The 23,048-nt window shown below is 42.3% G+C and carries 16 protein-coding genes; 14 read left to right on the top strand and 2 right to left on the bottom strand.

Going from position 1 to position 23,048, the window contains the following annotated elements; translation table 11 throughout:
- Positions 1 to 367 precede the first annotated feature (367 nt).
- Positions 368 to 1,450, bottom strand: coding sequence for an IS110 family transposase (locus D0T84_RS03925; RefSeq protein ID WP_163306240.1), 1,083 nt, complete (start codon positions 1,448 to 1,450; stop codon positions 368 to 370).
- Between the two features lie 289 nt (positions 1,451 to 1,739).
- Here D0T84_RS03925 and asnB point away from each other — a divergent pair, with 289 nt between their 5' ends.
- The 11 genes from asnB to D0T84_RS03870 all read left to right on the top strand — a co-directional run bounded on the left by asnB (position 1,740) and on the right by D0T84_RS03870 (position 18,356).
- A complete protein-coding gene (gene asnB / locus D0T84_RS03920) occupies positions 1,740 to 3,410 on the top strand; it encodes an asparagine synthase B (RefSeq protein WP_163306238.1) in 1,671 nt (556 codons plus the stop codon).
- 366 nt (positions 3,411 to 3,776) lie between these two features.
- Positions 3,777 to 4,622 carry a diaminopimelate epimerase gene (dapF, locus tag D0T84_RS03915; RefSeq protein ID WP_163306236.1) on the top strand — a complete coding sequence of 282 codons (846 nt, stop codon included), beginning with the start codon at positions 3,777 to 3,779 and terminating at the stop codon, positions 4,620 to 4,622.
- Between the two features lie 336 nt (positions 4,623 to 4,958).
- A complete protein-coding gene (locus tag D0T84_RS03910) occupies positions 4,959 to 6,191 on the top strand; it encodes an LL-diaminopimelate aminotransferase (protein WP_163306234.1) in 1,233 nt (410 codons plus the stop codon).
- Positions 6,192 to 6,222: 31 nt separating this feature from the next.
- Positions 6,223 to 8,400 carry a glutamine synthetase III gene (locus D0T84_RS03905; protein WP_163306231.1) on the top strand — a complete coding sequence of 726 codons (2,178 nt, stop codon included), beginning with the start codon at positions 6,223 to 6,225 and terminating at the stop codon, positions 8,398 to 8,400.
- A 131-nt stretch (positions 8,401 to 8,531) separates the two neighbouring features.
- On the top strand, positions 8,532 to 8,708 hold the full coding sequence (locus D0T84_RS03900) for a hypothetical protein (RefSeq protein ID WP_163306229.1): 177 nt from the start codon (positions 8,532 to 8,534) through the stop codon (positions 8,706 to 8,708).
- An 837-nt stretch (positions 8,709 to 9,545) separates the two neighbouring features.
- Positions 9,546 to 14,063, top strand: a complete 4,518-nt coding sequence (gene gltB / locus D0T84_RS03895) for a glutamate synthase large subunit (RefSeq protein WP_163306227.1) — start codon at positions 9,546 to 9,548, stop codon at positions 14,061 to 14,063.
- 125 nt (positions 14,064 to 14,188) lie between these two features.
- Positions 14,189 to 15,613 (top strand): glutamate synthase subunit beta, encoded by a 1,425-nt coding sequence (locus D0T84_RS03890; protein ID WP_163306226.1) that lies wholly within the window; start codon positions 14,189 to 14,191, stop codon positions 15,611 to 15,613.
- Positions 15,614 to 15,742: 129 nt separating this feature from the next.
- A complete protein-coding gene (locus tag D0T84_RS03885; protein WP_163306225.1) occupies positions 15,743 to 16,228 on the top strand; it encodes a calycin-like domain-containing protein in 486 nt (161 codons plus the stop codon).
- Positions 16,229 to 16,333: 105 nt separating this feature from the next.
- Positions 16,334 to 16,888, top strand: a complete 555-nt coding sequence (locus tag D0T84_RS03880) for a C40 family peptidase (RefSeq protein ID WP_255495170.1) — start codon at positions 16,334 to 16,336, stop codon at positions 16,886 to 16,888.
- Between the two features lie 94 nt (positions 16,889 to 16,982).
- On the top strand, positions 16,983 to 17,747 hold the full coding sequence (locus D0T84_RS03875; protein WP_163306223.1) for a C40 family peptidase: 765 nt from the start codon (positions 16,983 to 16,985) through the stop codon (positions 17,745 to 17,747).
- A 129-nt stretch (positions 17,748 to 17,876) separates the two neighbouring features.
- Positions 17,877 to 18,356 (top strand): methylglyoxal synthase, encoded by a 480-nt coding sequence (locus tag D0T84_RS03870; RefSeq protein ID WP_163306222.1) that lies wholly within the window; start codon positions 17,877 to 17,879, stop codon positions 18,354 to 18,356.
- Positions 18,357 to 18,690: 334 nt separating this feature from the next.
- On the opposite strand, the gene D0T84_RS03865 is transcribed toward D0T84_RS03870, so the two are convergent.
- Positions 18,691 to 19,293 carry a YigZ family protein gene (locus D0T84_RS03865; RefSeq protein ID WP_163306272.1) on the bottom strand — a complete coding sequence of 201 codons (603 nt, stop codon included), beginning with the start codon at positions 19,291 to 19,293 and terminating at the stop codon, positions 18,691 to 18,693.
- A 618-nt stretch (positions 19,294 to 19,911) separates the two neighbouring features.
- On the opposite strand from D0T84_RS03865, the gene D0T84_RS22785 reads away from it, so the two are divergent.
- The 3 genes from D0T84_RS22785 to D0T84_RS03855 all read left to right on the top strand — a co-directional run bounded on the left by D0T84_RS22785 (position 19,912) and on the right by D0T84_RS03855 (position 22,926).
- Positions 19,912 to 20,046: a hypothetical protein gene (locus tag D0T84_RS22785; RefSeq protein WP_255495167.1), complete on the top strand. Its 135-nt coding sequence runs from the start codon at positions 19,912 to 19,914 to the stop codon at positions 20,044 to 20,046.
- The gene (locus tag D0T84_RS03860; RefSeq protein WP_163306220.1) at positions 20,037 to 20,228 is read left to right on the top strand and encodes a hypothetical protein; all 192 of its coding nucleotides are present in this window, start codon (positions 20,037 to 20,039) and stop codon (positions 20,226 to 20,228) included. The genes D0T84_RS22785 and D0T84_RS03860 overlap by 10 nt, the downstream gene beginning before the upstream one ends.
- Before the next feature lie 181 nt (positions 20,229 to 20,409).
- Complete coding sequence (locus D0T84_RS03855) at positions 20,410 to 22,926, top strand: ATP-dependent Clp protease ATP-binding subunit (RefSeq protein WP_163306218.1); 2,517 nt, start codon at positions 20,410 to 20,412, stop codon at positions 22,924 to 22,926.
- Positions 22,927 to 23,048 lie beyond the last annotated feature (122 nt).

Raw genomic sequence — 23,048 nt, 5'->3', positions numbered from 1 at the left:
CATAAAAACAACTACATTTGTATCAGGAAGTTGAAGAGGAAACAGGCTCTGCTGGGGAGCAACTTGTCAGCAATACACTTCCTGCGTTACGCAGTAACATATTGATAAAGGATGGCAATTTTAGCTGTCCTTTATTTGTTACTGATATCGCTTCATGGCTAAGAAAACCCATCGTTTTTTGATGTTTTTCTTTTCCGTAAGTATCCTATGAAAACAACCTTCTATCAGTAGACAAACAATTAAAAGCAGTTCGCTACATTTTCCTTTTCAGTTTTATAGGTTTAAGTGCCGTATTCTAAGAAAAGCAGACAAATAGCTGCAAGAAACTGTTACCGGTCACTTTAGTATATTGATTGTTTTCAAGGACTCATTTAACCACCGAGCACACATATTCTTTTTCATTCTTCAATACATAATAGATGCGATTCAACAATTTCCTGGCAATCTTCACAATGGCCTTGTTTGATTCCATTCGTCTACAACAGGTATTGAAACAAAGACTCAAAGCCGGATCCAGCCTTGCAGCAAACCAAGCACTCTCAATCAGATAACTGCGAAGCAGGCGATGCCCGCGGAAAGTCATTTCTCCCACATTTTCTTTCTCCCCTGATGTATGCCTGTTAGGGACAAGGCCTACATAAGCTGCCAAATGGTCGGTATTATGAAAGCGGTTAATATTTTCAAACTCTGTCAAAAGAGAGATAGAGGTGATAAAACCAATTCCCGGAATAGTCCTCAACAACCTTATCTTATCCGCATATTTAGCATCGTTTGAAAGAGAACGGACTTTGCGGGTTACCTCCAACAAAAGTTTCCGCTGTTGCTCTGCTTCTGCTATTAATATTTCAAGAGCATGCTTCCCACAGCCATCTCTATGGCATATATCTTCCTTGAGCCATTTCATAAATCGTTTGCTCCAATGAGTTCCGCTTTTCTCAAATTGGTCAGGAAATCGAACGCCATAAAAGTATAAATGTGATTTTATACGTTGCTTAAAACGACTCATATCTTTGACCAAAGCCGAACGGGTTCTCACTAAAGAACGATCTTCTAGTGTCGATATACATGGAACATGAATACCAGACAAATCTCCTGAACGGAGTTCCCGTGCTAATTTCCGGCTATCCACAGCATCGTCTTTTTGCAGCTTCTCTTTCTGAGTGCTGGCAACATCTGCGGCATTTACAACTATATTTTTTATTCCCATAGATTCCAATCTGAAATGTGTCCAGAAACCACTAAAGCCTGCCTCATAAACAGAATAATAAGTACCACCCGGAAAGTGAGTATGTAAATAAGCTGCCAGCCTTGTCGGATCCGCAGGTTGAGTAAACGTCTTGTGGTGATTATGTTCGCTCAAAATCGTCACTGACCAACTCCGTAAATGTACATCAATGCCCGCATAAATGCTTTGTCCTTTGAAACTTAATTTGTTAATTTGTTCTTGCATAAGCTCTAAATATTATTATGTTATTATAATCAAACTCAAATATAATAATACTCGTGGGCTTATGCATATTTGCTATCGCCGTAATTCAAATACAAACATAGGAACTAAACAGGCTCTAAGATTTTGGTACAAATAGAACGAAATTTTAATCAAAATATTTTATTCTTGTCATTTTGAAATTAAAATAACTATATATCTATCAAAAAGTATTGTTAATATTTTTTATTTGAATAAAATGATATATATTTGCCGGACTATACCAATTTGTGAAATTATTAGAAATGAAAATATGTGTGGATTTGTAGGTGTTTTTGACTTAACACAAAGTGTGGATGCCTTACGGGGGCAGGTGCTCCGTATGGCAAAGAAGATTCGTCATCGCGGGCCGGACTGGTCTGGTATATATTGTGGCGAAAAATCCATCCTTGCGCATGAGCGTCTGTCCATTGTAGGGGTAGACACAGGTAAGCAACCGCTTTATAGTAAAGATGGAAATTTGATATTGGCTGTCAACGGGGAAATATATAACCATAAAGAAATCAGAAGCCGTTATCCCGGCTATGAATTCCTTACACATTCCGATTGTGAAGTTATTCTTGCTTTATATCAGGACAAAGGTGTGGAGCTGTTCGAAGAGCTGAACGGGATATTTGCTTTTGCCCTGTATGATGTGGAAAAAGATATATGCCTTATCGGTCGCGACCACATGGGGGTTATCTCCTTGTATATGGGATATGACGATCGCGGGCAATTTTATGTCGCCAGTGAACTGAAAGCGCTGGAGGGTGTTTGTCCCAATGTAAGCGAATTTTTGCCGGGTCATTACCTTTGCAGCGCCGGGGGGAATGGGCTGCAGCGCTGGTATAAGCGCGACTGGATGGAATATGATAACGTAAAAGAGAACAAGTCGGATATAGATGGGTTAAGGGCGGCTTTAGAGGCAGCCGTGCATCGCCAGCTGATGTCGGATGTGCCTTATGGCGTTCTTCTTTCGGGCGGGTTGGATTCGTCTATTATCTCCGCTATCGCAAAGCGGTATGCCGCCCGCAGGATAGAAGATGATAACAGAACCGAAGCATGGTGGCCTCAACTGCACTCCTTTGCTGTCGGGCTGAAAGGTTCGCCTGATCTGATGGCTGCAAGGAAAGTGTCTGAATATATAGGAACGGTACATCATGAGATTCATTTTACGGTAGAAGAAGCGTTGGACGCCCTTAGTGATGTGATTTACCATATCGAAACGTATGATGTTACCACCGTCAGGGCTTCAACGCCTATGTACCTGTTGGCACGTTTTATTAAGTCGATGGGGGTAAAGATGGTGCTTTCGGGCGAAGGCTCGGATGAGCTGTTCGGCGGGTATTTGTATTTCCATAAGGCGCCGGATGCAAAAGCGTTTCATGAGGAGACTGTCCGCAAGCTGGACAGGTTGCATCTGTATGACTGCCTGCGTGCGAATAAGTCGTTGGCCGCATGGGGTGTAGAGGGGCGCGTGCCTTTTCTGGACAAGGAATTTATGGATGTTGCCATGCGCCTCAATCCCCGTGATAAAATGTGTGGTAACGGAAAGATAGAAAAGTATATCCTCCGGAAGGCTTTTGAAGATTATCTGCCTGAAAGTGTTGCATGGAGGCAAAAAGAACAGTTCTCGGACGGGGTAGGCTACAACTGGATAGATTCACTGCGTGAAATGGCTGAGAAGAAAGTTTCGGACAAGCAGATGATGCACGCCTCGGAGCGTTTCCCGATAAATCCGCCTATGTCGAAAGAGGAGTACTGGTACCGCACAATGTTTGAGGAACATTTTCCTTCGGCATCCGCGGCACATACGGTGCCTTCTGTACCGTCGGTGGCATGTAGTACGGCTACCGCCTTGGAGTGGGATGCATCGTTCAAGAACAGGGTCGACCCTTCGGGGCGTGCCGTAAAGGCTGTCCACGAAGAGGCGTATGATAAATAAAGCAGATATGGAATTGTAGTACAGATAGGAAAGGTTGCCCGTTAATGGCAACTTTTTTTGTTTCAGGTGTTTTCTGATATATAGTTTTAAACTATTGGGTATAAGAGATATTTTGATGTAAAAACGTCGTTAAATAAAATAAAGAGTTGGTATATTAAATCTAAATATGTCATTTGTAAATCATTTGAACTTTCGGAGTGTCTTTATGTTTTATTTTTAAAGCGTAAATAAGTCAAAAAGATTTTTTATTTTATTAAAAATGAAAAAATGTTATAAAATTCTTGCAAAAACGAATAATTTGTATGAAATTTGCATCGTAAATATAAATATAGTAAGAGAATCTAAAATATACATCGAAAATAGAGAATGAAGAATTTGAAATTTACCAAAATGCAGGGTGCCGGTAATGATTATATCTATATGGATGGGCTGTCCCAGACAATAGAAAATCCTTCCCAACTGGCAGTGCGGTTGAGTAATCGTCATTTTGGTATAGGGTCGGACGGTTTGGTACTGATATTACCATCGGCGACTAGTGACTTCAGGATGCAGATGTTCAATTCTGACGGTTCTGAAGCCGAAATGTGTGGAAATGCCTCACGCTGTGTAGGCAAGTATGTGTATGATAACGGATTGACGGTAAAAACGGAAATTGCGCTGGAAACAAAAGCCGGTGTAAAATATATATCATTGCTCGACGGGGATAAAAAGGCGCGTAGGGTAACGGTGGATATGGGCGAGCCTATCCTCGATCCGGCCTTGATTCCTGTAAAGGTTGACGAAGAACCTGTTCTTAACTATCCATTGGATATTGATGGTGAAATATGGGAAATGTCCTGCGTATCGATGGGGAATCCGCATGCTGTTGTTTTTACTACAGGTATAAAAGAATTGGATTTACCCGTTATCGGGCCTAAGTTTGAGAAACATCCTGTTTTCCCTCGCAAAACGAATACGGAGTTTATTGAAGTAGTAGACCGCCATACATTGAATATGCGTGTGTGGGAACGGGGGGCAGGGGAGACTCTGGCATGTGGTACAGGTGCATGCGCTGCCGCTGTGGCTGCTGTGCTGAATGGCCTGTGCGGCCGTAAAGTAACCATCCATCTGCTTGGCGGCGACTTGGAGATAGAGTGGAACCGCGAGAATAATCATGTATATATGACCGGAGAGGCCGTTACGGTTTTCGAAGGGGAGTTTTCAATTGACTAATGTGCCAATATGCCAATTGGACAATTAGAAATGAATAAGAATTAAAAATCGTAAGATAAAAATGGGTAATGTTGCATTGGCACATCGGCATATTATCTCATTAGAAACTGTTTAAATTTTATAGCAAATCTTTTTTATAGCTATTTTTAGATGTATTTTATCATTTTTGCTAGCCGGTTTAGCGGGCTAAACCAAGAGTAAAAAGGGAATTGAAAATCGGCGGAGCCAAAAATACGGTAAAAAGAGCATAAAAAAATTGCTAAGAACTATTGACCTGAACCTGTAATAAAAATTTTCGCTAAAATTTAAACAGGCTCTTAGTACATTAAAAGATATATGGCATTTATAAACGAAAATTATACAAAGCTCCCGGGTAGCTATTTATTCTCGGATATTGCGCGAAAAGTAAACGAATTTAAGGCCGCCCATCCTGACGCGAATATTATACGACTGGGCATTGGAGACGTAACCAAGCCATTGCCACCTGCAATAATAGAAGCCCTGCATAAAGCCGTGAATGAAATGGCGGATGCGTCTACATTCAGAGGTTACGGACCGGAACAAGGATATGATTTCCTGTTGGATACGATTATCGAAAATGATTATAAAACACGGGGGCTGGATATCTCAGCGTCCGAAATATTCGTGAGCGATGGTTCGAAAAGCGATACAGGTAATATCGGCGATATACTCGGACTGGATAATATAGTGGCCATAACAGACCCTGTCTACCCTGTGTATGTGGATACAAACGCGATGGCGGGACGCGCGGGGGAATTGCTGGCAAACGGCAAATGGAGCAAATTGGTATATATCCCATGTACGGCAGAGAATGATTTCGTACCTTCGTTGCCAACCGAAAAGGTGGATATTGTATACCTGTGCTATCCAAACAATCCGACAGGAACAACTTTGACAAAGGATCAGCTGAAAGTATGGGTCGATTATGCCCTCAAGAATAAAGTGCTGATATTGTTCGATGGCGCTTATAAAGAATTTATCGCAGAAAGTGATGTGCCTCACAGCATATACGAGATAGAAGGCGCGAAAGAAGTTGCTATAGAATTCCGCAGCTTCTCCAAGACAGCCGGATTTACCGGAACACGTTGCGCTTATACTGTCGTTCCTAAGGCATTGGTGGGATATACTAAATCCGGAGAAAGAGTTTCTCTGAATAAATTATGGAACAGGCGGCATACAACTAAATTTAATGGTGTACCGTATATTATCCAGCGTGCAGCCGAAGCCTGCTTCTCTGCCGAAGGAAAGAAACAGATAAAAGGGATTATCGATTACTATATGGCTAACGCGAAGATTATCCGTGAAGGGCTGTCAGCCGAAGGGCTTCAGGTTTACGGAGGTGTAAATTCTCCCTATATCTGGGTAAAGACCCCTGAGGGAATGACTTCGTGGGGGTTCTTCGATTACCTGTTGAATGACCTGAATATCGTAGGTACTCCGGGCGTAGGTTTCGGTCCTAGTGGCGAAGGATATTTGAGGTTGACGGCGTTCGGTACATTGGAAAATACAAAAGAAGCAATTAGTCGTTTAAAAAAGATTTCAATTTAAAATATATTAAAAACTCAATAAAAGCAAATCTATGACAAAGTTACGTTTTAAAGCAGTAGCGTTAGCCTCAGAGCGAAAGCCTCTTGAGGTAAAGAAACCGGCTAGTAAGACATCTGAGTACTATGGCGAAAAGGTATTCAATCGCAAAGCGATGACCAAGTACCTTTCGAAAGAAACTTTTAAAGCGCTTAATGATGCCATCGAGAAAGGTCAGTCTGTAAATCGTAATCTGGCGGAACATGTTGCTGCGGGTATGCGTATGTGGGCTCTCGAAAACGGTGTGACCCATTATACACACTGGTTCCATCCGTTGACGGATGGTACTGCCGAAAAACATGATGCCTTTGTCGAGCATGATGGAAATGGCGGATTGATCGAAGAGTTTGAAGGAAAACTGCTGGCACAGCAGGAGCCTGACGCTTCAAGTTTTCCGTCCGGAGGTCTTCGCAACACATTCGAGGCGCGCGGATATTCGGCCTGGGATCCTTCTTCCCCTGCTTTTATTGTGGGCGATACGTTGTGTATCCCAACTATCTTTATCTCTTACACAGGAGAAGCGCTCGACTACAAAACTCCATTGTTGAAAGCCCTTGCCGCGGTGGATAAAGCAGCTACAGGCGTTGTGCACTATTTCAATAAGGATGTGCAGAAGGTACAATCCAACCTGGGTTGGGAACAGGAATATTTCCTTGTGGACGAAGACCTGTTTATGGCGCGTCCCGATTTGGCGCTGACAGGAAGAACCCTGATGAGCCACGAGAGCGCGAAAAACCAGCAATTGGAAGACCACTACTTCGGCGCTATTCCAGAGCGTGTGCAAAAATTTATGGAAGAACTCGAGTATGAATCATATTCTTTGGGTATTCCGGTAAAAACACGTCACAACGAGGTGGCTCCAAACCAGTTTGAGTTGGCGCCAATATATGAAGAGTGTAATCTGGCGGTAGACCACAATCTTTTGGTAATGTCGGTAATGGACAGGGTGGCGCGTAAGCATTCTTTCCGCGTATTGTACCACGAAAAACCATTTAAAGGGATCAACGGTTCGGGTAAGCACAACAACTGGTCGCTGAGTACAGATACCGGTATCAACTTATTATCTCCGGGTAAAGACAAGGTAGAAAACCTTCGTTTCATCACTTTCGTAGTAAATATTCTGGCTGCCGTACATAAAAATAACGGCTTGTTGAAGGCTTCTATCTCATCTGCTACCAATGCGCACCGCCTTGGGGCGAATGAGGCGCCTCCCGCGATTATCTCCGTATTCCTTGGCACGCAGGTAAGCGATATTCTCGATAAGTTTGAAAAAAGCTCAGTAAAGGATGCAATCGTAGTTGACAGCAAAAAACAGATCAGTCTGGGTGTAGGTCAGATTCCTGAAATACTTCTGGATAATACCGACCGTAACCGTACATCTCCGTTTGCATTTACAGGAAACCGTTTCGAGTTCCGCGCCGTAGGTTCTTCTGCCAACTGTGCTTCTGCTATGACGGCATTGAACGCATCAGTAGCGGAACAACTGAGATTGTTTAAAGAAGAAGTGGACGGATTGATAAAGAAGGGCAAATCGAAAGAAGAAGCCCTTTATGAAATATTGAAGAAATATATTAAAGAATCCCGCCCGATCCGTTTCAATGGAAACGGTTACAGCGAAGAATGGAAAGCCGAAGCGAAGAAACGTAAGCTGGATTGTGAAACAAGTGTACCCGTTATATACGACGCTTATACTTCGAAACAAAGTATCAAGACCTTTGCAGGCATTCTGTCCGAAGTGGAACTGCATGCGCGTAACGAAGTGAAATGGGAAATGTACACCAAGAAAATTCAGATAGAATCGCGTGTGTTAGGAGATTTGGCTCTGAACCATATTATTCCGGTAGCAATTACTTATCAGTCTATCCTGTTGACAAACGTCTCTAAATTGAAGGAAATAACTGACGACTACAAAACATTGGGCGCCGAGCAAATCCGCCTGATAGAGAAGGTTTCGACCCATGTAAACGCAGTAAACGCTAAAGTCCATGAAATGATAGACGCCCGTAAGGCTGCGAATAATATCGAAAGCGAACGCGAAAAGGCCGTGGCTTATCATGACAATGTGGCTCCTTACTTAGATGAGATCCGCTACCATGTGGATAAGCTTGAGCTGATAGTGGATAACGAAATGTGGCCGTTGGCTAAATACAGGGAATTATTGTTTATACGATAATTGAACATTATATAAGAGAGAATCCCGGCTTCTGATTGAGGCTGGGATTTTTTAGCTATTTGGGTGCAGTATTCTTCCATTGTTTTTCCTATGCCTTTGCTCCTGAATCAGTATTTCGTTTTGTTTAAATTATGTGTTCTTTTCTATCTGCGCGCAATCACAGATTGCTTGCCTTACTTTTGGCCAAAGCTCCAAAAGTAAGCAAAAAAGCATTGCGCCCCGCTTCGCTGTACGACCCACCAACGGTTTGCCAGCTGAATGAAGTGATAATGGATTCATCATTCTACAGATTGGGAAATCTTGCTTAAGAGCGCCCGCACTTCATTCTACGCCGCCTGCACCGGGTGGGTACCCCGTACGCTTGCTGACGGCGCTTGCTGACGCCTGATTGATAGGGTCTAGCCTCTGTCTTGACGTTGCGTCGCGACTCCGTGCATCAGTTCCGCAGGCGGGGTACCCACCCGGTGCAGGCGGCGTGAAACGGGATGTTGTCCGAGCCGAAGGCGAGTTTCGTCCCGTTTAGCCGGCAAGCCGTTGGTGGGTCGCCGAGGGACAAAGCACTAGCCTTTTGCCTTCTTTTGGGCAATGCCAAAAGAAGGGACAAGCCCGGGAGGGCGCGGCAGTAGCGAGCTACGGCTAAAGTATTTAGCCTAGGATAGCCTTTATGTAAAAAATGAAAGAACGTTTTAAGTAGCGAGAGCAGAACTAAAATTTATTTTATGTTATGCCGAGTCACGACAAACAACGTTCACAGGAGCGAAGCGTATGTAAAACGACTAATGGAATTGAAGATTTAACTTATCAACTACTGATTGACATAATTCAGCCGGTCTGCTATATCCTAATTGACTCAGTAGCGACTGTATCTCTTTTATATCGCTCAACTGAGCCTTGCGTATATGAACCATAATTTCAATCTTTTGTTATGTAAAAGTACATACAATAAGGATATTTGTCAATATTTATATTTTGTTTTATTGTTTTTATTCTTTTGTTAAATAAAATCGATTAATGATAGATATTTTATTAAAAAAGTGATTTTTTTAATCAAAAAGAAAATTTAATTGATGAAAATTAGTACATTTGTCATCTAATTAGATTAGGATAGAACCCGAAAATTCTTTCAACTATATCAACTATAAATTATGCAAGATTTAAAATCAGCAATCCAGCACGGACTATATGACCCAAACTACGAACACGACGCATGCGGAGTAGGTATGGTGCTTCATATGAAGGGTGCTAAATCACATGCCATCGTTGAGAATGGTCTCCGTGTTTTGGAGAATATGACTCACCGTGGAGCAGAGAACGCCGATAATAAAACCGGTGATGGTGCCGGTATTATGTTGCAGATACCGCACGAGTTTATACTACTGCAAGGGATACCAGTCCCTGAGAAAGGGCATTACGGAACAGGATTGGTCTTTCTACCTAAAGGAGAGGCCGAACAAGAATCCTGTATGATAACATTAACCCAATATATTGACAAAGAAGGATTAAAGCTTTTAGCTGTACGCGATGTTCCTGTCAATAGTGAAATACTGGGCGAGATGGCAAGCTCTAACGAGCCCCATATCAAACAGATATTTGTAGTGGGTGAAGAAGGTATTTCTCAGGACGAGCTGGAACATAAGCTGTATCTGCTTCGCAAAAAGATTGAAAAGGAAATATTCAACTCGAAGGTATTTTCTTTAGATACCAAACGCGCATTTTATATTGTCAGTTTGTCAACCAAGCGCATTATATATAAAGGTATGTTGTCCTCCGAACAGTTGAGGCACTATTACCCTGATTTGTTGAATCCCCATCTGACAAGTGCGATTGCTCTGGTACACTCACGTTTTAGTACCAATACGTTCCCTACATGGGATTTGGCACATCCATTCCGTATGGTGGCACACAATGGTGAAATCAACACGATTAAAGGAAACCGTTTGTGGATGGAAGCCCGCGAGAGTGTACTCAAATCCGACCTTCTCGGAAATATTAGTGACTTGTGGCCGATAGTGCAGCCTCACATGAGTGACAGCGCATCGTTCGACAATGTATTGGAATTCCTTGTTATGTCGGGTAAATCACTGCCGCATGCTATGGCAATGATGGTTCCCGAATCGTGGAATGACAAGAATCCGATATCTGGCGATTTGAAAGCTTTTTATGAATACCATAGCCTCTTTATGGAACCGTGGGATGGCCCTGCCACCCTGTTGTTCTCAGATGGACGCTATGCAGGCGGATTACTTGACCGTAACGGCTTGCGCCCTGCTCGTTATCTGATGACACACAATGATGTAATGGTAGTAGCTTCCGAAATGGGTGTATTACCATTCGAGCCTTCCGAAATAAAAGAAAAAGGTCGTCTTCGTCCGGGTAAAATGCTGATGGTAGATACCGAAACGGGTACAATACAATATGATGCCGAACTGAAAGAAAATCTGGCAAAAGCATATCCATATCGTGAATGGCTCTCGAAGAACCGTATTTCACTGGATGATATTTCTTCCGGCCGTACCCCAAAATATAGTGTGGATGATTATTCTAAACTGCTAAAGGTTTTCGGATACTACAAGGAAGATATTGAAAAGATAATTACCCCGATGGCAGCCGAAGGCAAAGAGCCTACTGCCTCTATGGGGAATGATACGCCTGTAGCTGTATTGTCAAACAAGCCACAACGCCTGTTTACATACTTCCGGCAGTTATTTGCACAGGTGACTAATCCGCCTATCGACCCGATTCGTGAAGAACTGGTGATGTCTCTTGCGGGATATATCGGTTCACTGCACAAAAATATCTTAGAGCCAATGCCGGAACATACCAAAATGGTAGGCCTTTCCAACCCTTTCCTGTCTAACAGGGAACTGGACTTATTAGTACACCTTGGTTATAAGGGCTTTAAAGCTGAGGTTATCCCAATGCTGTTCGACCCGAAACAAGGTGGTGCGGGACTTGAAAAAGCAATAGATGAAATGTGCCGCAATGCGGAAAAAGCAGTAGATAACGGCAGTAACTATATTGTGCTCAGCGACAGAGGGGTAAATCCTGATAATGCAGCTATACCTTCATTATTAGCTGTTTCAGCGGTTCATCATTACCTGATAGAACGCCGTAAGCGTATGCAGATAGATATTGTGGTGGAATCGGCAGAGCCTCGCGAGGTAATGCACTTTGCCCTGCTGTTCGGCTATGGAGCAAATGCTGTGAATCCATATCTTGCACTGGCTGTAATAGAAGACCTTGTAAAGAAAGGAGATATTCATCTCGACTTCCATACAGCGATGAAAAACTATGTGAAGTCTATAAACAAAGGTTTGCTCAAGACCATGTCCAAAATGGGTATCTCTACACTGAAAAGTTATATCGGTGCCCAGATATTCGAAGCTATAGGAATTAGTACAGGGGTTATCAATAAATACTTTAAAGGAACTACTTCGAAGATAGAAGGGATTGATATCAATGACATTGCCAGTGATACTATTGAGGCATTTTATGAAGCGTTCGAAGACGACTTTGTAGACCCTTCACTGGTTAGTCAGGGCATTTATGCATGGCGTCGAAATGGAGAATACCATGCTTGGAATCCTGAGACGATAATGAAGCTGCAAATGTCTACACGTTTGGGCAGTTATAAGAAGTTTAAAGAATATACCGAATCGATAGATAAGAAACCTGAAAAGATTTTCTTACGTGACTTCCTTGACTTCGACCCGGCTAAGAAACAGATAGATATATCCGAAGTTGAGCCTGCATCTGCTATCATGAAGCGGTTTGTAACAGGAGCCATGTCATTCGGTTCTATCAGTCGCGAAGCGCATGAGGCTATGGCCGTGGCTATGAATGCCATCGGAGGAAAGAGCAATACAGGAGAAGGAGGTGAATTGCCTGAGCGATTTGCAACCAATGCACGTTCTTCTATCAAGCAGGTGGCATCGGGTCGTTTTGGTGTTACTGCCGAATATCTGGTAAATGCAGACGAACTACAGATTAAGATAGCCCAGGGTGCAAAACCGGGTGAAGGCGGGCAGCTTCCCGGATTTAAGGTAGATAAGATTATTGCAAAAACGCGTCACTCTATACCGGGGATATCTTTGATTTCGCCACCGCCCCACCATGATATTTACTCTATCGAGGACTTGGCTCAACTGATTTTCGACCTTAAGAATGTAAACCCGAAGGCACAAATCAGTGTGAAATTGGTTTCTGAGAGTGGTGTGGGAACCATTGCTGCCGGAGTAGCCAAAGCCAAAGCTGACCGTATCGTTATCAGCGGATGCGAAGGAGGTACAGGCGCAAGCCCTGCCAGCTCTATCAAGCATGCCGGTTTGCCGTTGGAGATAGGTCTGGCAGAAGTACAACAGACGCTTGTATTGAATGGTCTTCGTGGTCAGGTATATCTGCAAACAGATGGACAATTAAAGACAGGACATGATATAATTGTTGCGGCGATGCTCGGAGCTGAGGAATTTGGTTTTGCTACAAGTGCACTGATTGTGCTTGGTTGTATAATGATGCGTAAATGCCATCTGAATACTTGTCCTGTAGGCGTTGCCACTCAGAATGAAGAGTTGAGAAAGAAATTCATGGGACGCAGCGAATACCTGATTAACTATTTCAATTTCCTTGCAGAAGAAGTACGTGAGCATCTGGCTTCGTTAGGTGTAAAGTCACTGGATGAGGTTGTAGGCCGTGCCGATTTGCTGAAGTATGTAAAGAGCGATGCTAATAAGAAAGTGGAGAAGATTGACTTATCCCGCTTGATATATTTCCCTGTTGAAGCAAAAGAAAATGCAACACATAAGGTAAAAGACCAGGAACATAAACTGGATGATATACTTGACCTGTCGTTGATTACTACTTCGCGTATGGCTATCGATAAGGCTATGCCTGTAGTGATGTCGAAAGTAATAAAGAATACAAACCGTACCGTAGGCGCTATGCTATCCGGCGAAATAGCCAAGAAATATGGGAATGACGGATTGCCTGCCGATACAATACAATGTACGTTCAGTGGCTCTGCCGGACAGAGTTTCGGTGCATTTCTTGCTCATGGCGTAACGTTCAAACTGGAAGGTGATGCAAACGACTATGTAGGTAAAGGACTATCCGGTGGTAAAATTATTATCGTTCCCCCTGCAACATCAACCTTTAAACCCGAAGAGAATATCATAGCAGGTAACACTTTATTATATGGTGCTACTTCCGGTGAAATATATATCAACGGACGGGTAGGAGAGCGCTTCTGCGTGAGAAACAGTGGTGCGATTGCTGTTGTGGAAGGAGCAGGAGACCATTGCTGCGAATATATGACAGGCGGACGCACTGTGGTTTTGGGTAAGACCGGACGTAACTTTGCTGCGGGTATGAGTGGCGGTGTGGCTTATGTGTATAATATAGATGACGATTTCGATTACTATTGCAATATGCAGATGGTGGAACTGACATTGATAGAAGATACATACGACAGCCGCGAGCTTCGCCAGTTGATTACGAATCATTATAACTATACCAATAGTCCTCTGGCAAAACGTATTCTCGATAACTGGAATGCCGAAGTGGAGAAATTTATGAAAGTGACTCCTATCGAATACAAAAAGGTATTGCAGGATGAAAAACTGGAAGCGATCAAGAAGAAGATCGCACAGGTAGAATTTGATTATTAGGCCCCTCCAACCTCCCCAAAGGGGGAGGCTTAAGGCAAAGCCATAAAGATTATAATACATTATACAAATACGCTTCGTGTCTCCTCCCCTTGGGGAGGTCGGGAGGGGTTGCAATTTATAAGAAAATGGGAAATCCAAAAGCATTTTTAACAGTAAAGAGAAAAGACGCGGGATACCGTCCGGTACAGGAGCGCATTCTCGATTTTGGTGAAGTTGAACAAACTCTAAATAGTGAAGACAGGCGTGAACAGGCTTCGCGCTGTATGGATTGTGGTATTCCTTTTTGTCATTGGGGGTGCCCGCTTGGAAATAAGATGCCTGAATGGCAGGAATATATTTATAAAGGTAACTGGAAACTGGCAGCGGAAGTATTGATGCAGACAAATGATTTTCCGGAATTTACAGGGCGTATTTGCCCTGCTCCGTGCGAAAAATCATGTGTGTTGTCCATTCATCGTGCACCTGTTACCATCCGCGAGAACGAAGCTTCTGCTTTGGAGCATGCCTTTAGCGAAGGTTTTATTCAGCCCAAAGTACCAGCACACCGTACAGGGAAGAGGGTAGCTGTAATCGGTTCAGGCCCTTCGGGGTTGGCCGTTGCCAACCAACTGAACCAGAAAGGACATGATGTCACCGTTTATGAGAAAAGTTCACATATCGGCGGCTTGCTTCGTTTTGGTATACCTGATTTCAAGCTGAATAAGAATATTATCGACCGCCGCCTGAAGCTGATGGAAGCTGAAGGTGTGAAATTTGTAGTAAATACAGAGATAGGGAAAGATGTAAAAGGTCAAGATATACTGAAGGACTATGACGCAGTCTGTGTGGCCATCGGCTCACAGGTGCCTCGTAACCTGCCTGTAGAAGGCCGTGAACTGAAAGGTGTGTATTATGCAATGGAGTACCTTACTGCTCAGAATAAACTGATTGCAAAAGAGCCTGTTGCGGCAGAGCAGATAATAGATGCAAAAGGTAAGAATGTACTTGTTATCGGTGGTGGTGATACCGGTTCCGATTGTATCGGTACTGCTAACCGTCAGGGGGCAGCCAGTATTCTGCAAATAGAGATATTACCGAAGCCTGCCAGGTTGGAAGATATAGAAAATCCGTGGCCTACACCGTTTCCGGTTGTACTGAAAACTTCTTCGTCACATCTCGAAGGTTGCGAGCGTCGCTGGTCTCTGAATACAAAACGCTTTATAGGTGAGGATGGTAAGCTGACTGCCGTAGAGTTGGTAGAGGTAGCCTGGGAACAGGACGAAAATGGCAAGCACATAATGAAAGAAGTTGGCAAACCCGAAATTCATAAAGTAGACCTTGTATTCCTGGCTCTTGGCTTTGTGCATCCTATACAAGAAGGTCTGTTGAAAGAACTGGATATAAAGACCGATGATACCCGTCATAATGTGGTAACTGATGCAAATCGTGCAACAACTGTAGCCAAAGTATTCGGTGCGGGTGACTGTGTCAGCGGACAATCGTTAGTGGTAACCAGCATAGCCTCAGGACGTAAGACAGCACAACATATAGACGATTTTTTGAGAAGTTAAGAATTTGTTAAATATAGTTATTTGTTAAAGAATTTCGCATGGAAAATAGATGGAAAGATATTAAGTAATGTATCTTTACGCGTCCAATAATAGAGGAGACTTTAACTTATTAATTAAAAAATGTTAGTTATGAACAAGAAACTTATTTATCTATTAATGCTTGTTTTCACATTAGGTCTGTCTTTTACTGCATGTAGTGATGACGATGATGATGAGAGTGTTGCACAACAAATAGCAGGAACCTATTCAGGTGAGTTGAATATCACAGGTTTAACTAGTGAGCCTATATCAAATAACATTGTTTTATCTAAAGTAAATGATAATACAGTTAAAATGTCTGTGGCCAGTTTGGATATACCTAATATCGGAACTGTAACAGGGATTGACGTAAAATCTGTATCAATAACCAAATCAGGAAATACCTATACATTAACTTCGAAAAATGAAGATATTGAAGTTGATGTAGCTCTTTTAGGTGGAAAAAAAACAGCAAAAGTAAAGGTTGATGGTACTGTTAGTTCTAATGGTGCAATGTCTCTGTCTATTGTTGTAACAGAAATTCAGGACCTAACCGGAATGACTCTTCCTATTACTTTTGCCGGTACTAAGAAATAAGATGGAATCTTGTTAATTAATCTTTTTATTATATGCAAAAGGCGGTTTTTCGGAAACGAAAGCCGCTTTTTTCTTTTATAATTTATATCTTTAAGCAAACAACGAATGATATCTATGCTTAGATTCCTTATCAGGTATATTCCTGTTTCCGTATTGATACTCTTATTTGTATCTTCTTGTGGTGTTCAAAAGCCTCAAGGAGTTTTGTTGTACGACCCTAAGGAGGTAGCCGAGCTTTCTACAAAACTGGGTATTGAGTTAAGTAACATCGATAAGGACGATGACCTCAATATGCACTTATATGCCGAAGTATCCCAATGGTTGGGGGTTCCATACGTATATGCAGGTTTATCAAAAAACGGAGTGGATTGTTCAGGTTTCACATACATTATCTATCAGGAGGTGTATAAGAAAACGATACCCCGTTCTACAACTTACCTTTCTAAGATGGCGATGAAGAATATTTCTAAGAAAAAATTGCAGGCAGGTGACCTGGTCTTTTTTGCAACGTCATCCGAAAAAAATAAAATCAGCCATGTAGGTATTTATCTCAAAGACGGGTGCTTTATTCATGCTTCAACCTCTAGAGGTGTTATCGTCAGTCATTTAGACGAAGGTTATTATGACCGTACATGGAAAAAAGGCGGGCGTCCAAAATAGTTACTTAGAACTTAAAATATTATAAAAGATTAGCGGTAATGATCTTTTATTAGGCCGAATTATTTATTTTTATCCGGCTTAAAAATAAAACTGCATGTCAATACCAAAAAGAATATTAGGAATATCGTCATTTTTATTAATGTGTTCCATGGCTTTCACGCCAATCTCGGCAACTACACCTAAGAAATCGAAAACAACAGGTAAGAAAAAATCAAAGACCAGTACATCACATGCTCCAAAGTCTGTGACCGTGGTACAATCAGCAGAAAATATCGATATGGTAACCGAAACGGGAGAGACTGTTTCGTTGCCGCGTTTCGACAAGGTGCTTGAAGATCATTCATATAATGTTTCCAGTTCGGAGGTGTTGCTGGCTGATGCAGGTGCTGACGCCGCCATATCAATGGAAATAATGAAGCAAAGGATGATAGAGCAGAAAGAGATGCAGGAGTTGTCATCTGTTTTGGGCGTGTCAATTAAGAATCCTAATAATCTGGATTTGTATCGCGAAGCTGCCGACTGGCTGGGTACACGTTACCGCAGAGGAGGGATGAGCCGTGCGGCAGTAGACTGTTCTGGCTTTACCAATATAATATATAAGAATGTCTTTGGCCAGCAATTAGACAGGGTTAGTACCACAATAGCGAAGAATGTGAAAGAATCCATTACAAGTAAAGATGATTTACTTCCGGGTGATATGGTTTTCTTCTCCACATTCAAAAAGAAATATATAAACCATGTAGGTGTGTATTTGGGCGATGGTAAGTTTATTCATGCCTCTATAAAGAAGAGTGTAATCGTAAGCTCACTGTCGGAAGGGTATTACAGCACAGTATGGCGCAAAGGCGGAAGAAATTAATAAAAGATAATCAGATAGTGAGAGGAGGTACCCCGGGTATCTCCTTTTTGTTTTTATAAGTTTAATCGATTCTTCATCGAAATGGAACATAAAAGTCCTATCTTTGTGTAAATACATAAAACTATGGTTATGAATAAAAAACTGACAATAGCCCTCGTGGCACACGATCACCGCAAGGCGGATATGGTAGAATGGTGTTATTATAATTCGGACTTTTTGTCAACACATCATTTGGTTTGTACCGGAACTACCGGAACACTCATCAAAGAAGCCTTTGAAGAAAAAGGGATTGAAGCTGAAATTACCCGTATGAATTCAGGGCCGTTAGGAGGCGATGCGGAGATTGCCGCTATGGTTGTACGCCATGAAGTAGATATGGCGGTTTTCCTGATTGACGACCTGAATCCGCAACCGCACGAAGCTGACATAATGATGTTGCTTCGCCAGTGCCGTGTACACAATGTGCCCATCGCCTGCAATCGTTACAGTGCCGATCTGATGATTACAAGTACATTGTGGGATGATGAGGGTTATACCCCTACCCGGCCCTGGTACGAAATGTTTGACAGGGCAAACTTCGATGCGAATTTCCGCAGGTTGAAAGATTAAAATAAGAAACTGTTTAAATTTTATTCGTTTAAATTTTTAGAGCTGTTTTAGAGATGCTTTTTTTCTTCCTTGAAACGATAATAGCGGGCTATTTGAGTTGATAGAAAGGAAAAAACAGCCGAAAACAGACTAAAAATGAACGAAGAAAAAGATATAATAAAATATTCGTATAAAATTTAAACAGTTTCTTAGATGATATAAGATAGGAGGATGTGTCAAAAGTAAAAAAGAGTAATTGTCATTGCGGGCTTGATCTGCAATCTCCTTATAATCAAGTTTGACTTCAGGGGGATTCCGTGTCAGGCACGGAGCGACAGGCTTTTGACACACTCTCTTACTCTTTATCTGTAAACAGCAGGCTTTCCACTTTCTCCAATCTGTTTCTTAATTCATCAAACAGGGCTTTTCTTATTTCCAGTGCCATAGTGCAGTCCATGTCGTAACTTTGGTGCAGGATAGTAGGTTCCAGATCCTTTACTATCTTCATTACATCGTTCATAAAAGGATATTCGAAACTGAACGATATGCGGCAGTCTACCGTTTTTTCTATTATCTCAGCTTCCCCGATTGCTTCGGCGGCCGCTTCCCTGTATGCTACTATCAGGCCGCTTGTACCTAGCTTTATCCCACCGAAGTAGCGCACTACCGCGATTAATATATTTGTAAGTTCATTTGAGTTAATTTGTCCGAGTATGGGTTTCCCTGCTGTGCCGGATGGTTCTCCGTCGTCATTTGAGCGGAATTCCTTGCGTTCTGCTCCCAGCATATATGCCCAGCATACATGGCGTGCGTCATAATATTCCTTACGAAGTTTATCTATTTCTGTCTTAGCTTCTTCCGGTGATATTACAGGTATGGCATAGGCTATAAACTTGCTCCGTTTCTCGGTGTAAGTAGCTTTGGATGTATTGGCAATTGTTTTATAAATATCCTTCATATCCGTTGTAAAGATAGGCATTTTAAATAAACCTTATCCCTCTAAAATAGGAATGGTTGTCTCACGACAACCAATCTTCACTCCTAACCATAAATCTAATACCATGAAAAATATACTACAAATGTAAAGTGTATTTTTTATAAAACAAACAAAAAGATATAAATATTTTAATTGTATATCAAAATAATTTATTTCACATTGTTTTGTAATCAAAATGTAATATATTGTGATATTAAATATGCTAATTTTGTATATATCCATAGACTTCTATAAAAGGAAAAATTATCAAACTAACTGTTAACTATGCGAATCAAGGGTTGAAAGCAGCTCAACACCTGCCTGAAAGGCAGAATCTTCATAACCGTATGCAAGCGCAGCGTAGCTTACGGAGCAAGGCAATTACACTCCCCCCTGCCCGAAGCGGCAGGACACACAGTATGTCCTGTCTTTCAGACAGCTGGTATTGCTCATCCTTTTTCCGCAGGTCGATGACCCGCGGTTATGAAGATTTGGCTTTTCAAGCCTTTTCTCAAATCCTGATTGGCATTAACTATATAGAATTAAATACAGAGGCTTAAAGACAGTGCCACTCTAAATTTATATATTTGCTCGCAGTATATGACAAAAATTATTCAAACACGATTTGGAGACGATGTAGGGGCAGTGGCTTGTCCCTGCCCGCTTGTCATCGTTTACGGGCACCCACAAGGGGATGCCCCTACAGCAGGATATAAGATTTTGTCATGTACTTAGATATTTGCTATAATGTCCGGTTCGCAGATTGTGATGAGTACAGTCTGACAATGTCAGAAGATAAGTTGTTCTGGTATATGAAACAAAACAGAGCCACTTTTTCAGCATGGATATATAAGTGCATTATAACAGATAGCATATCAGGGGCGGATGTCGGCAGTGGGGCTGCATGGCTTGATTAAAGCGGTTGTAAATCAGATTTGTATATCGTGGATACTTGAAATGTACACAAAATTTAAAACATTATGGCATAGTTTTTGTTTGAATATAAAGAGATAATTATTTAAGATTTTATCTGAAAAAGGTTTTAGAAATAAATCTTATATTTGTAACATACGCATAAAACATCAAATAAAGGTGGTTATGGAAAATAATTTTTCACAGAGAGTCCGCAAAATCATGAGTTACAGCCGTGAGGAGGCCGGACGTCTTCAAACCAATTATCTGGCACCCGAACATTTGATGCTTGGTATACTCCGCAATGGAGAAGGATTGGCCATACAGGCATTGAAAGATTTTGGTATAGATTTGATTGAATTAAAAGACAGTATTGATAATAACATATTAAAGCAACAGGAGGATGCATACCCAAACAGCGAGGTCGTATTAAGTAAAAGCACTGAAAAGATATTGAAAATGAGTATATTGGAAGCAAGGTTGACTAAAAGTCAGGAAACTGATTCGGAGCATCTGCTTCTTGCCATTCTCAAAGATCATGACAATGTAACTGCGATGCTGTTGGAAGAATATCACATGGATTACAATGGAGCATTTACCTATATTAAGAGTATGGGGGATATATTACACAATAATAGTAAACAGTCGCCTCGTATGGGCGCCGACTTTACCGATGACGACGATGAGGATGATGAACCAATGAACAGTGGAAACTCTAACGTTGGTACACAGCAACCCCGTCAGGCTACAGATACGCCTGTGCTCGACAACTTCGGTATAGATATGACGAAGTCTGCATTGGAGAATAAGCTAGATCCGATTGTAGGCCGTGAGAAAGAAATAGAACGTTTGGCACAGATACTGAGCCGCCGTAAGAAGAATAACCCTATACTGATAGGAGAACCGGGCGTTGGGAAATCTGCCATAGTTGAAGGTTTGGCATTACGTATCGTGCAAAAGAAAGTGTCGCGCGTATTGTTTGACAAGCGTGTGATCGCTCTTGATATGGCCTCTGTGGTAGCAGGTACAAAATACCGCGGACAATTTGAGGAACGTATAAAAGCCATCCTGAACGAGCTGTCGAAAAATCCGAACATTATCTTGTTTATAGACGAAATACATACCATCGTAGGTGCCGGAGGAGCTACAGGCTCACTGGACGCGGCTAATATGCTGAAGCCGGCTTTGGCCAGAGGCGAAATTCAATGTATAGGCGCCACTACACTGGATGAATACCGTAAGAATATAGAGAAAGACGGGGCTTTGGAACGCCGTTTCCAGAAGGTAATGGTAGAGCCGACCACTGCGGAAGAGACATTGCAGATATTGCATAATATCAAGGAACGTTACGAAGAGCACCATAATGTAAAATATACAGAAGGTGCGCTCGAGGCCTGTGTGAAATTGACCGACAGGTATATTACAGACCGTAACTTCCCCGATAAGGCTATTGATGCCCTGGATGAAGCGGGTTCGCGTATGCATATAGCAAACATTCAGGTACCGAAGGAAATAGAAGATATCGAAGCTGAACTGAAAGATATAATAGATCAGAAGGGAGAAGCTGTAAAGGCTCAGAAGTATGAGCTGGCTGCCAGCTTCCGCGATACACAACGCCAGCTGATGGCTAAACTGGATAAAGCGGAAACCGACTGGAAGGCCTCATTGAAGGAAAAGCCCGAAACCGTGGATGCCGAAATGGTTGCCGAGGTAGTATCTATGATGTCAGGTGTGCCTGTACAGCGTATCGGCGAATCGGAAGGCCTGAAACTTGTAGGTATGAAAGACAGCCTGAAAGCTGCCGTAGTGGGACAAGACGAAGCCGTAAACAAAATAGTGAAAGCTATACAGCGTAACCGTATCGGCCTGAAAGACCCTAACCGTCCGATAGGTTCATTTATGTTCCTTGGGCCTACCGGGGTAGGTAAGACTCACTTGGCTAAGATGATTGCCGAACAACTCTTTGATTCTGCCGACGCGCTTATCCGCATCGACATGAGCGAATATATGGAGAAATTCAATGTATCGCGCCTGGTTGGAGCACCTCCGGGATATGTAGGGTACGAAGAGGGCGGACTGTTGAGCGAAAAAGTTCGCCGCAAACCATATTCTGTAGTATTGCTTGACGAGATAGAAAAAGCGCATCCGGATGTATACAACATATTGTTGCAGGTAATGGACGAAGGGCATTTGACTGATAGCCTGGGGCGTAAAATCGACTTCAAGAATACAATCCTGATTATGACGTCGAACGTAGGTACGCGCCAGTTGAAAGACTTCGGCGGGGGTATCGGGTTTAACCGTCAATCGGCTGCCAACAGGGAATATTCGAGAAGTGTACTTCAGAAGGCTTTGAACAAGACATTCTCGCCTGAATTCCTGAACCGTGTGGATGACATTATTACATTCGACCAGTTGGATAAGACTTCAATAGAGAAGATCATCGATATAGAACTGAAAGGCTTCTACAAGCGTATGTCCGAATTGGGTTATACTATCGAGCTTAGTCAGGAAACGAAAGATTTCCTTGCGGATAAGGGTTACGATGTTCAGTTTGGAGCCCGTCCGTTGAAACGTGCTATCCAGAACTATGTAGAAGATGAAATCGCCGAACTGATACTTTCGGGTGCAGTGAAGGAAGGCGGAACAATTACCTTTGAGGTAGATAAGGAGAATGATAAGCTGAAAGCAATAGCGAAATAATCTTATTAGTATATATTGAAAACGGAGCAGATAAAGACATCTGCTCCGTTTTATTTTTATATGAATATCCGTCTATGCCTAATGAATATCTTGTCTAACCCCTCCGCTTCGCTCGTCCCCTT

The sequence above is a fragment of the Dysgonomonas sp. 521 genome (genome assembly GCF_010501055.1).
Lineage (GTDB): Bacteria > Bacteroidota > Bacteroidia > Bacteroidales > Dysgonomonadaceae > Dysgonomonas.
Note: the sequence above shows the minus strand (reverse complement) of the source record. Positions and strands in the feature narration are given on the sequence as shown.